General features: G+C 49.4%; 11 protein-coding genes. All 11 read right to left on the bottom strand.

The features are described from left to right. Positions 1-6: 6 nt before the first annotated feature. The gene (gene fliF / locus A8990_RS00980) at positions 7-1,575 is read right to left on the bottom strand and encodes a flagellar basal-body MS-ring/collar protein FliF (protein WP_116187139.1); all 1,569 of its coding nucleotides are present in this window, start codon (positions 1,573-1,575) and stop codon (positions 7-9) included. 37 nt (positions 1,576-1,612) lie between these two features. Further along, positions 1,613-1,927: a flagellar hook-basal body complex protein FliE gene (gene fliE / locus A8990_RS00975; protein ID WP_245995789.1), complete on the bottom strand. Its 315-nt coding sequence runs from the start codon at positions 1,925-1,927 to the stop codon at positions 1,613-1,615. Between the two features lie 24 nt (positions 1,928-1,951). Beyond that, positions 1,952-2,404: a flagellar basal body rod protein FlgC gene (gene flgC / locus A8990_RS00970; protein ID WP_116187138.1), complete on the bottom strand. Its 453-nt coding sequence runs from the start codon at positions 2,402-2,404 to the stop codon at positions 1,952-1,954. 3 nt (positions 2,405-2,407) lie between these two features. Beyond that, entirely contained in the window at positions 2,408-2,818 is a 411-nt protein-coding gene (gene flgB, locus A8990_RS00965; protein WP_116187137.1) for a flagellar basal body rod protein FlgB, read from the bottom strand. Positions 2,819-3,067: 249 nt separating this feature from the next. Then, the gene (codY, locus tag A8990_RS00960) at positions 3,068-3,841 is read right to left on the bottom strand and encodes a GTP-sensing pleiotropic transcriptional regulator CodY (protein WP_116187136.1); all 774 of its coding nucleotides are present in this window, start codon (positions 3,839-3,841) and stop codon (positions 3,068-3,070) included. Positions 3,842-3,874: 33 nt separating this feature from the next. Beyond that, entirely contained in the window at positions 3,875-5,281 is a 1,407-nt protein-coding gene (gene hslU, locus A8990_RS00955; RefSeq protein WP_116187135.1) for an ATP-dependent protease ATPase subunit HslU, read from the bottom strand. A 42-nt stretch (positions 5,282-5,323) separates the two neighbouring features. Next, positions 5,324-5,869 carry an ATP-dependent protease subunit HslV gene (gene hslV / locus A8990_RS00950; RefSeq protein WP_116187134.1) on the bottom strand — a complete coding sequence of 182 codons (546 nt, stop codon included), beginning with the start codon at positions 5,867-5,869 and terminating at the stop codon, positions 5,324-5,326. Positions 5,870-6,030: 161 nt separating this feature from the next. Then, complete coding sequence (gene trmFO, locus A8990_RS00945) at positions 6,031-7,377, bottom strand: FADH(2)-oxidizing methylenetetrahydrofolate--tRNA-(uracil(54)-C(5))-methyltransferase TrmFO (protein ID WP_116187133.1); 1,347 nt, start codon at positions 7,375-7,377, stop codon at positions 6,031-6,033. A 78-nt stretch (positions 7,378-7,455) separates the two neighbouring features. After that, positions 7,456-9,561, bottom strand: a complete 2,106-nt coding sequence (gene topA, locus A8990_RS00940; RefSeq protein ID WP_116187132.1) for a type I DNA topoisomerase — start codon at positions 9,559-9,561, stop codon at positions 7,456-7,458. 26 nt (positions 9,562-9,587) lie between these two features. Next, positions 9,588-10,715, bottom strand: coding sequence for a DNA-processing protein DprA (gene dprA / locus A8990_RS00935; protein ID WP_245995788.1), 1,128 nt, complete (start codon positions 10,713-10,715; stop codon positions 9,588-9,590). Positions 10,716-10,887: 172 nt separating this feature from the next. After that, the gene (gene sucD, locus A8990_RS00930) at positions 10,888-11,817 is read right to left on the bottom strand and encodes a succinate--CoA ligase subunit alpha (protein WP_116187131.1); all 930 of its coding nucleotides are present in this window, start codon (positions 11,815-11,817) and stop codon (positions 10,888-10,890) included. Positions 11,818-11,863 lie beyond the last annotated feature (46 nt).

Below are 11,863 nucleotides of genomic sequence, written 5' to 3'. Positions count from 1 at the left end.
CCACCTCTATTCATCCACAAGCCAAGTCCGGAGCAAATTGACAAATTCCTCTGGTTTGCGCTTGGCCAATGTTTCAAGCTGTTTACGTACTTGATTTTCATTCGTAACATTCTCAAGATCAATCGTAGGATACTCGACTTTGCCTGGCGTTTCAGCCATTTCTTGAACAAGCGCTGCTTGTCTGCGGCGTCTAACGACCATATAACCAAGTCCGCCAATAATAGCAAGTGCTGCAACGCCGATTGCCGTTAGCCAGCCTGTAGATAGAATTGCGGAAGAAGTTGCACCATCGTTTGTCACGAACGTTTGCGCCATGATTGAAATCTTCTTCTGAATCAATGCATCGTCGTTGACATTTTGACCGGATTCTGCGAGTTGGGTGCGAACAGTCGTTAACAAGAAATTGTTCATTTCCGTCTTCGCCTCAGCACTTAGTGCACTCTTCTCCACACCGACACTTATGGACATGTCCTTGATGACATACGGTGCGGACTCAATCGAGATCAAATTCTTGTTAATTTCATAATTGACCTTACTGGAATTCTCTTCCGAACTGCCTCCGCTTCCATCTGTTGCCTGATAACCAGGAACATCCGTCTCGCCAGTCCCCGCCACGCCGCCGCTTCCGCTGCTAGCGCCAGTCGCTGTCTTGCTGTTATTCTCTTCGCTAATAATGATGCCGTTATTATTGTTATTCTCCAGTGGAGCGACTACTTGCTGATCTTGCTTCTTCTTATCGAAGTTGAAGGAGCTTGTAATCATAACAACCAGGTTATTCGCGCCAACCATCGGAGCGAGCTGGCTTTGTATCTTTTGCTTCAAGTCATTCTCAAATTTACGCTGAATTTGATAATGTTCGTCAGCAAGCTCACTTCCTGAGCCATTCGTGCCGATATTAGAAGAAGGAAGCATTTCACCTTCTGGACTAGAGATTGTAATATTCTCTGGTTTAATATGCGGTATCGATGTTTTCACGAGGTTAAAGTAACCGTCGATTTCTTTCTGCGTCGGGCGATAACCCGGGCGGAAAGACATGGTAATCGATGCTGAAGCCTCTTCTTTCTCTTGGTCCGTAAGGAACACGGACTCTTCAGGCAAGTTTACAAGCACGTGAGAGGTCTTTACCCCTTGCATCACGTTCAGCAACTTCTGAATCTCGCCGTTCAAAGCGTTGCGGTATTGGATATCCATGACGCGGTCTGTTGGTCCAAACATAGAACCGCTGTCATTGAATTGTTCGAAACCAATCGATCCGTTCTGGACAAGACCTTGCGAACCCGCTTCAACTTTAACCTTCGCCGCATCCGCAGCAGGAACGAGAATGTTCTGTCCCGCATTTTCCAGTTTGTATGGAATCTTGTTCGTATCGAGATATTCCATAACCGCCGCTGCATCCGTACTACCTAAATCCTGAAAAGCTACTTCATAGCTTACTCTCGAAAAGAGATATGTAAGTAATACGATGGCCAGGATCAGAATGCCCAATGAGGCTCCCAACCAAATCTTCTGTTTCTTCTCCATTGCATTCCAAAACCCAGCAATCTTCGCTCGGTATTGGGCTATTTTCTCGTTCACGATTTCACCTCACCCATGTGTCTACCATCTGGTGTCATTAGATTTGCATCCGCATTATTTCTTGGTAGGCCTCGATTACTTTGTTGCGGATTTGCGAGGTGAGTTGCAAGCCAAGCTCAGCTTGCTGTGAAGCGATCATTACTTGAGACACATCCACATTGCCTAGAATATATTGATCATTCATCGCTTGTGCGTTCTGCTCTTGCGAGCTTACGCCATCAATTGCATTCTTCAGAAAGTCGCTAAACGACTTTCTCATATCTGAAGGTGTCGTCTTATCCGTTATGCTGCTTGTGTCAGTCAGTTTAACCGATTGTGTTTGGATCGGATTAAACGACATTGGGTTAATCAATGGAATCCCTCCGCTTTATCTCTGTTATTTACCGATTTCAAGAGCTTTCACAAACATGCCTTTGGTCGCGTTCAGCGCCGTAACGTTAGCTTCATAGGAACGCGATGCCGAGATCATATCTACCATTTCCTTCAGCATGTCGACGTTCGGCATTTTCACATATCCGTTCTCGTCCGCATCAGGATGGCTTGGATCGTAGACAAGCTTGGATGGCGTCTGATCCTCGATAATCTTAGTTGCCTTTACACCTGGCGAAGAATTCCCCGAACCATTAATCTGGCCATTCAAAATATCAGCAAATGATTGCGAAGTCGGCTGGAGTACAACCATCTTCCGTTTGTAAGGCTCGTATTTGCCATTTACAAGCTGCGCTCTAGTTGTCTCTGCGTTCGCAATGTTTGACGAAATGACGTCCATTCGGAGACGCTGAGCGGTCAGAGCTGATGCGCTGGCATCAAATCCATTTGAAAGTCTCATGCACTACGCTCTCCCTTCAATTCCGATGCGCATCATTTTAACGTCGTGGTTAATTTGCTGCACGTAGTAGTTATAATTCAATTGATTCTTTGCAAGTAACGACATTTCACGATCAATATCGACATTGTTTACGTCATTGTTCATGACGCTAGTTTCATCCGTAATCACTCTAGCCTCAGGAATTGAGGATGACTGCCCAATTGGAATATGCCGCGCATTCGTGCGCCGGCCAACAAATTGAGAATTCCCATTCCCCATGCTCTGCTCCAGCAACGATTCGAACACGACCTCGGAGCGCTTGAATTTCGGCGTATCCACATTGGCAATATTGTTGGAAATAACCCGTTGGCGCATCTCCGCCGCATTGATAGCTCCCTGTAGTCGACTGAATTCCGGGCCATTCAACAGATTCACTGAAAAAACCCCCACTTTCTATCACTGTGTAGTGTAATAATTCAACAGATTCACTCTCAATCCTTCTTCGTTCGACAAAGATTTATGAAAAATATGAGGGCTTTGTGTCGAAGGGAACCCGTCAAATTAATATTCCTCAACTTGCTAAATTATTACAATAAGAAAAAAGCCCTATCTTTGTCGAAGATAGGACTTTGAAACAGGGATATTGAACTGTTTTTTGAATGAATTTGTAATAATTTTACGACTTTATGAATTTTTATTCTTCTCAAGCTCGGTCAAAAGCTGTGCATTTAGAATACGAATGTAAGTCCCTTTCATGCCGAGCGAACGAGTTTCAATGACTCCGGCACTCTCCAGCTTGCGCAGCGCATTCACAATAACGGAACGCGTAATACCGACACGGTCTGCGATCTTGGAAGCAACGAGAAGTCCTTCTTTGCCATCCAACTCTTCGAAGATATGCTCAACAGCTTCCAACTCGCTGAACGACAGCGATCCGACTGCAACAGCCACGACTGCACGGCTTCGCGCTTCTTGCTCAATCTCCTCCGCACGCTCCCGCAGAATCTCCATTCCTACAATAGTACTACCGTACTCGGCCAGGATGAGCTCGTCGTCTCCGAATGGATCCGAGCTGCGCAGCAGAATCAGCGTCCCGATTCGGTCACGACCTCCTACGATAGGCACAACGGTCATAATGCCTTGACCGGCCATCATCGAGAAGGACTCCTGAATGCCTTCATCAGGCGTTACGTTCGTAACCGTCTCCTGCATACTCATGAACCGTTCATTGCTCTCATTCGAGAAACGCAAGTCAGCAACCGGCAAAGCGCGCAGCTGCTCATGCTGAAACGGCCCCACGGCGGCACAGCCGAGCACCTTACCTTTGCGGCTGACAACGAACACGTCCGCCTGTATCGTCGTGCAGAGTACCTCTGCCATCTCACGGAAATTGAGCGCTCCGCCGGCCGCACGCTGCAGCAGCCGGTTCAGCGTTCTTGTCTTTGCTAATAAAACCATTACCCTATGCCTCCTACTTTCCAATCCGATCCCTTACAGTATATATTGACTTAGATCGCGATTTTTCGCAATATTGCCAAGCTTCTCACGTACATATTCAGGTGTAATGACAAGCTCTTCCAGCGACAGCTCCGGTGCTTCGAAGGACAGATCCTCGAGCAGTTTCTCCAAAATCGTATGAAGCCGGCGTGCGCCGATATTTTCCGTATTCTTATTCACTTCTGTAGCGATCGTAGCGAGCTCCAGAATCGCCTCATCCGAGAATGTGATCGTAATGCCTTCCGTCTCAAGCAGCGCCGTGTATTGTTTCGTTAGCGCGTTTTTCGGCTCTGTTAGAATCTTTACGAAATCTTCAACACTTAAGTTTGTCAATTCGACACGAATTGGGAACCTGCCTTGCAGCTCCGGAATAAGATCCGAAGGCTTAGCCATATGAAAAGCACCTGCTGCTATGAACAGTACATAATCCGTCTTCACTGGGCCGTACTTGGTCATAACGGTGGAGCCTTCGACGATCGGGAGAATATCACGCTGCACCCCTTCACGGGATACATCAGGGCCCGATCCCCGGGAAGAGCTGGCAATTTTGTCAATTTCATCGATAAAAATAATGCCGGACTGCTCCGCACGCAATACCGATTCTGAGATGACATCGTCCATATCAATCAGCTTGTTCGCTTCTTCTTGAATGAGGGCTTTGCGCGCTTCTTTCACCGGAAGCTTCCGCTTCTTCGAGCGCTTGGGCATTAACTGGCCGAACAATTCCTGCATGTTCGCCCCCATACCCATGCCTTCGTTACCTTGACCTGCGAGCATGTCGAGCATGTTCGGCGAGCTGTCCTCTACCTCGATCTCGATCGTCTCATTTTCCAGTTTACCAGCAGCAAGCTGCTCCTTCACCTGCTTGCGGCGTTCCAGCACCTGCGCGCTCTCGGCCGGCTCTTCATCGGAATCCTTCGTATTCGACTGATTGCCGAAGAGCATCTCAAGCGGATTTTTCTGGGACTTTGGTTTTACCGAAGATGGGACAAGCAATATAACGAGGCGTTCATTCGCAAGAGCTTCCGCTTTATCCTTCACCTTCTCGGTTCTCTCCATCTTCACCATCCGGATAGCCGTCTCAACCAAATCGCGAACCATCGACTCTACATCGCGGCCGACATAACCAACTTCGGTAAATTTGGTCGCTTCAACCTTCACGAAAGGAGCATTAACCAGCTTCGCGAGACGTCTTGCAATCTCCGTTTTACCTACGCCTGTTGGCCCAATCATCAGGATGTTCTTAGGTACGACCTCATCACGCAACGCTTCATCCAGACGATTTCGACGGTAACGATTCCGCAATGCTACCGCAACTGATCTTTTGGCCGGCTTCTGGCCGACGATATATTTATCAAGCTCCGCAACTATCTGCTTCGGTGTCATTGCTTCATTAGCCATTAATAATCCCTCCAATTGAGTCCAATGATTATACGCTCAGCGTCAGCCGATTTCTTCTACAATAATATTGCGGTTCGTAAACACACAAATGTCTGCAGCAATTTCAAGCGCCGAACGAACCATATCTTTCGCCTCAAGCTGAGGTGCATGCTGTTTCACTGCGCGCGCTGCTGCAAGTGCGAAGCTGCCGCCTGAGCCGATCGCGAGGATGCCGTCATCCGGTTCAATGATCTCGCCGCCGCCGGAGATGAGAAGAAGCCCTGTCGCGTCCATTACGATCATCATCGCTTCCAGCTTGCGCAGTACGCGGTCCGAACGCCAGTCCTTAGCCAGTTCGACTGCCGCACGCTGCAAATTACCGTGATGCTCCTCCAGCTTGCCTTCAAACTTCTCAAAAAGCGAAATCGCGTCCGCTACAGAGCCAGCGAACCCCGCAATCACTTGCCCGCGGTATAATCGACGTACCTTCTTCGCCGTATGCTTCATTACCATGCTGTTGCCGAATGTGACTTGGCCATCGCCAGCAATTGCACCTTTGCCATTGTGCCGAACCGCACAAATTGTAGTCGCATGAAATTGCATTTCCATATTCCTCAACCTCACTTTGAAAAAATATATTCTACAATTTCGTTAACAATTCTACTTCGTTAGAATAGCTTGAGTTTTGCGAAAATTTTGCTATAAAAGTAAACAGCGGCGTAGAAATCTCGCTGCCGCTGCTGTCTACTGCAAGATGTATAGGTTTACTTTTACTCGTGAACCGCTTCTTCCGCCGCGTAACCAAGCTGCTCCGCTTTAAACCGAGCTAACTGATCTAACGCGCGATTAGCGATTGCATCGTTCTTGTCCTTTTTGCTGCGCATCCGCTTCTCAAGCGGCGGGAACAAGCCGAAATTCGCATTCATCGGCTGGAAGTGCTTGAAATCGGCCGTCGTAATGTACTGCGCCATACTGCCGAGCGTCGTATCCGCTGGGAGTACTAGCGGTTCCAAACCGCGAGCCAAACGTCCAGCGTTAAGACCTGCGATCAAGCCGGACGCCGCGGACTCGACGTAACCTTCAACGCCAGTCATTTGGCCTGCGAAGAACAGCGAATCGCGGTTGATGGTTTGATACGTCGGCCGAAGCAGCTTCGGCGAGTTAATGAACGTGTTACGATGCATAACGCCAAAACGGACAAACTCTGCGTTCTCAAGACCAGGAATTAGCGAGAAGACCCGCTTCTGCTCCCCCCACTTCAGATGGGTCTGGAACCCTACCAGGTTGTACAGCGTGCCTGCTGCGTTATCTTGACGAAGCTGAACAACGGCGTGCGGAAGCTTGCCCGTATGCGGATTGATTAGTCCAACCGGCTTCATCGGCCCGTAAAGTGCCGTCTGCTTGCCGCGGCTAGCCATGACTTCGATTGGCATACAGCCTTCGAAGTATTGCTCTTTCTCGAACTCCTTCAGCTCTGCCTTCTCGGCTGTCGTTAATGCTTCGTAGAAAATATCAAACTCCTCTTCCGTCATCGGACAGTTCAGATAAGCCGCTTCGCCTTTATCATAACGGGAAGCAAGATATACCTTCGACATGTCGATGGAGTCCTTCTCCACGATCGGCGCAGCCGCATCGTAGAAATAGAAATACTCCTGGCCGAGCAGCTCCTGAATTTTTGCCGACAGGCTCGGCGCCGTCAATGGACCTGTCGCTATAAGCACGATGCCATCCTTCGGAATCTCTGTTACTTCTTCCGTACGGACATCAATCAGAGGATGTTCTTTCAAAATACGCGTGACGTCGCCTGAGAAGCCGTCACGGTCCACAGCAAGCGCGCCGCCCGCCGGGACAGCATTCCGGTCTGCGCAATCGAGTATGAGTGAATTCATTCTGCGCATCTCTTCTTTCAATACGCCTACCGCATTCGCAAGGCCATTCGCGCGCAAGCTGTTGCTGCACACGAGCTCCGCGAAGTTCTTCGTATGGTGAGCCGGCGTCTGTCTCTCCGGTCTCATCTCATAAAGCGTAACAGGTACGCCTTGCGAGGCAATCTGCCAAGCAGCTTCGCTGCCTGCAAGCCCCGCTCCTATGACTGTTACACGCTGTAATTCTGTCAATGCACTTACCATCCTTTCAAAATACGCCAATCACGTTTCAATCGAAATCTATAGTTCAAGACATGAGGTCAGCCGGCGTTATAGCTCCGCCGGCTCCTGATCCTCAATAGCTTCTTCATTATAATCGCACTGCGTGCAGATCAGCTTCGCTCCGCTCTTATTGCGCTTCTCCACCATAACACCGTTACACTGCGGACAAGGCTTGCTCACGGGTTTATCCCATGAGACATAATCGCAGCCCGGGTAGTGATCACAGCCATAGAAGAAACGGCCTTTCTTGCTGCGCCGCTCGATGATCTTGCCTTCATGACATTTCGGACAAGTGACGCCAATGTCCTTAACAATCGGTTTCGTATTCCGGCAATCCGGGAACCCGGAGCAAGCCAGAAACTTACCGAAGCGCCCCATCTTGTAGACTAGATGACGGCCGCATTTCTCGCAGATTTCATCGGAAATTTCGTCTTGAAGCTCAACTTCCTTCATCTCTTCCTCAGCTACTTCAAGCCGCTTCTCGAAAGAGGTATAGAAGTTCGCGAGTACCTTTACCCAATCTTCCTTACCATCTTCAACATGGTCGAGATCATCTTCCATATGCGCAGTAAATTCAGCGTCGAGAATTTCCGGGAAGAACTCTTCCATCATCTGAATGACGAGCTCACCTAGTTCTGTCGGGATGAACTTCTTCTCTTCAATCGCGACATAACCGCGCTTCTGAATTGTCTCCAGCGTCGGTGCGTAAGTACTCGGACGTCCGATGCCGACTTCCTCCATCATCCGTACGAGACGGGCTTCGGAGTAACGCGGCGGCGGCTGCGTAAAGTGCTGCTTCGGCTCGATCGACTCCGTGCCTACAACGTCACCGACTGCAAGCGGCGGCAGGAATTTCTCATCGTCCGTTGTCGTGCCGTCATCATTGCCTTCAACGTAGATTTTCATAAAGCCTGGGAACTTTACTTTCGAGCCAACAGCTCTAAATACGGCCCCGGAGCCAACAGTTAAATCTACCGTCATCGTATCCAGAATCGCTGACGACATCTGGCTCGAGACGAAACGGTCCCATACGAGCTTATACAGCCTGAACTGATCACGACTCAAGAACTCTTTTACCGACTCTGGATCGCGGAATATGGAAGTCGGACGAACAGCTTCGTGCGCGTCCTGCGCGTTGCTGTTCTTCTTCGTATTGACACGCGGCTGCTCAGGAAAGTAATTCGCGCCATATTTCTCTTCAATATAAGTCTTCGCTTCTTCTTGCGCGACAGGTGAGATGCGAGTCGAGTCTGTTCTCATATAGGTGATGAGACCGACTGTCCCTTCTTTACCGAGATCAACGCCCTCATAAAGCTGCTGTGCGACCGACATCGTCTTGGACGCGCGGTAGCCTAGCTTACGAGCCGCTTCCTGCTGCAAGGAGCTCGTAATGAACGGTGCTGCCGGATTACGCAGCCGTTCCTTCTCTTTCACTTCGACAACCGTGAACGCCGAAGCGCCCATCGCCTTCATTACTTCTTGAACGTCAGCTTCATTGCCAAGCTCGCGCTTCTCGCCATTCAACGAATGATACTTCGCTTCGAAGGTTGCGTTGCCTTGCTTCAGCTGCGCGGTAATCGTCCAATACTCTTCCGGTACGAAAGCTTCAATCTCGTTCTCGCGATCGATAATGAGCTTCACCGCAACGGATTGAACACGTCCGGCAGATAGCCCCTTCTTCACTTTCTTCCATAGAAGCGGACTAATCTTGTAACCAACAAGCCGGTCAAGAATACGACGCGCTTGCTGCGCGTTCACCAGGTCCATATTGATCGGACGCGGCGCTTTGAACGCATCCTTCACGGCCTGCTTCGTAATCTCGTTGAATACAACCCGGCACGAATCACTCTCGTTAATTTCGAGATAATGCGCCAAGTGCCATGCGATAGCTTCCCCCTCGCGATCAGGGTCAGCTGCGAGATATACTTTTTTTACTTTTTTGCTGGCATCCTTCAATTCCTTCAGGACGCTGCCTTTGCCACGAATCGTTATATATTTGGGGTTAAAATCGTTTTCGACTTCAACACCGATTTGGCTCTTCGGCAAATCACGAATATGACCCATCGATGCTTTTACGATGTATTTGCTGCCGAGGTATTTGCCGATTGTCTTCGCTTTTGCCGGTGACTCGACAATGACAAGGGAATCTGCCACTGCTGCGCCCTCCTCTCCGCTTCACGCTACATTACACTATATATGGAACCTGAATGCTGTTCAATCTTACGTTTTAAAGTTAAATTTATCAGAACTGAATGCAAAAGTCCAAAAGGGAACGATGAAAGCTCATGAAGCTGGTCTACAGAACGAGGCTCTTCGCACAAGAAACGATAGATAATCGCTTCATTTTCACTTAGATCTACCTCAGTATTACTCGCCCAAGATTCGGCTCGTCCTCTTGCATCTCGCACTGCTTGATCATATATCGGCAACCCGGTGTATTCTTCTAAAATATCTTCGTAAGAAGTCACCAGTTTTGCTCCTTGGCGGATTAAACCATTCGTGCCTGCACTCTTCGGCGAAGATATCGGCCCAGGTACAGCGAACACGTCTCGCGACATCTCGAGCGCCTGATCCGCTGTAATAAGTGAACCGCTGCGCTCCGCCGCCTCGACCACAACTGTGCCGAGAGACAAAGCTGCTATTATTCGATTACGAAGCGGAAACAATCCAGGATGAAATGGTGTACCGATCGGAACCTCGGATATAACTAGCCCGTTCTTCGCAATATCAGCATACAGCTGGCGATTGTCTGGCGGATAGATCTGCGTCACGGGAGTACCAAGTACGGCAATCGTGCTCCCTGCGCCCTGTAAAGCGCCCTCATGCGCTAAAGCGTCAATTCCCCTCGCCATCCCGCTAACAACGGTCAAACCCCGCTCAGAGAGCTTTCTAGCAAGCTCAGAAGCCGTTCTTCGCCCATATGTCGTCGGCCCTCTCGTTCCTACAATTGAAATGGAGTGCCTATTCAGCAGTGTATCCTTGCCGATAGCGTATAAAACCCATGGCGGCTGTGGAGATTCCTTGAGCAATTCCGGATAGTCCTCGTCCAAGCAGGTAATGACTTTAATGCCCAGCTGCTTCATTCGTTCTTCTCTTGCCCCAACATCCAAGTTTGTAAACGCATTCGATAATGCCCGCGCCTGATCAAGCTTCAGTCCCACTGACGTCACCCATGCTTCCGGGGCAAATCGCTCGAAGGATTGCCATTCGCCGCTGTCTACAGCCTTCCGAATCGATTGCCAGCCGATGCCTGGCGTTTCGTGCAATGTGATTAACAGCTCTCTGCGCTTCATTAATTCCATATTCATTCTGCTCAGCCCTCTCGTTAGAAGGCTCGCATTCTTCTTTATTGTGCCTTTGAAGGAACGAGAATGCAAGCCGATTATGGTAAATAATGAAAAAAAGCAACCTCCGAAAGCCCATGAAGGGCCATTCGAAAGGTTGCTTACCTTTTCGTTCTATGCAATTGCTAAGCGTAGCTTAGTGCGTTTTGCACTTGTCAAGCATGCCGCGCTCTTCCAGAACAGCCACAAGTGTGGAGCCCATTTCGGAAGGCGTTGGAGCTACGCGGATACCGCATTTCTCAAGCGTTGCAATTTTCTCAGCTGCAGTACCTTTTCCGCCGGAAATGATTGCGCCAGCATGACCCATACGTTTGCCTGGAGGCGCTGTTGCGCCGCCGATGAAGCCGACAACCGGCTTCTTCATGTTCGCTTTGACCCACTCCGCTGCTTCTTCTTCAGCGGAGCCGCCGATCTCACCGATCATGATAACTGCGTAAGTGTCCGGATCTTCATTGAACATGTTCAAGATGTCGATGAACTCGGAGCCTTTAACAGGGTCGCCGCCGATACCTACAGCAGAGGATTGACCAATGCCGCGAGTAGTCAGCTGGTGAACTGCCTCGTAAGTGAGCGTTCCGCTACGGGAAACAACGCCTACGTGGCCTTTTGTATGGATGTAGCCCGGCATGATGCCGATTTTGCATTCGCCTGGCGTAATAACGCCTGGGCAGTTCGGTCCGATCAGGCGCGTTTTACGGCCTTCCATGTACCGTTTTACTTTGATCATATCGATGACCGGAATACCTTCAGTAATACAGATAACGAGATCCAGCTCAGCATCAACAGCTTCCAAGATGGAGTCTGCAGCGAATGCCGGCGGTACGTAAATAACCGAAGCAGTTGCGCCAGTCTTAGCTACTGCATCAGCTACTGTATTGAATACTGGAAGGGATACTACAGTGCCGTTCTCAAGCGTAATGTCAACGTTCGTGTCGCCTTTGCCAGGTGTAACGCCGCCAACCATTTGAGTACCGTATTCCAAAGCGCCTTTCGCATGGAAAAGACCTGTTGCACCGGTAATACCTTGCGTAATGACTTTTGTATTTTTGTCTACCAAAATGCTCATCGAAACTCACATCCCCTAAATGAATTCGTATGCCGCGGAAAGTGCG

The organism is Paenibacillus taihuensis (assembly GCF_003386535.1).
Classification (GTDB): Bacteria; Bacillota; Bacilli; order Paenibacillales; family Paenibacillaceae; genus Paenibacillus_Z; species Paenibacillus_Z taihuensis.
Note: the sequence above shows the minus strand (reverse complement) of the source record. Positions and strands in the feature narration are given on the sequence as shown.

Bases quoted from the DNA above. Each gene is read 5' to 3' on its own strand.
- flgC (WP_116187138.1), bottom strand. From the start codon at position 2,404: ATGAGACTTTCAAATGGATTTGATGCCAGCGCATCAGCTCTGACCGCT.
- codY (WP_116187136.1), bottom strand. From the start codon at position 3,841: ATGGTTTTATTAGCAAAGACAAGAACGCTGAACCGGCTGCTGCAGCGT.
- hslU (WP_116187135.1), bottom strand. From the start codon at position 5,281: ATGGCTAATGAAGCAATGACACCGAAGCAGATAGTTGCGGAGCTTGAT.
- hslV (WP_116187134.1), bottom strand. From the start codon at position 5,869: ATGGAAATGCAATTTCATGCGACTACAATTTGTGCGGTTCGGCACAAT.
- dprA (WP_245995788.1), bottom strand. From the start codon at position 10,715: ATGAATATGGAATTAATGAAGCGCAGAGAGCTGTTAATCACATTGCAC.
- sucD (WP_116187131.1), bottom strand. From the start codon at position 11,817: ATGAGCATTTTGGTAGACAAAAATACAAAAGTCATTACGCAAGGTATT.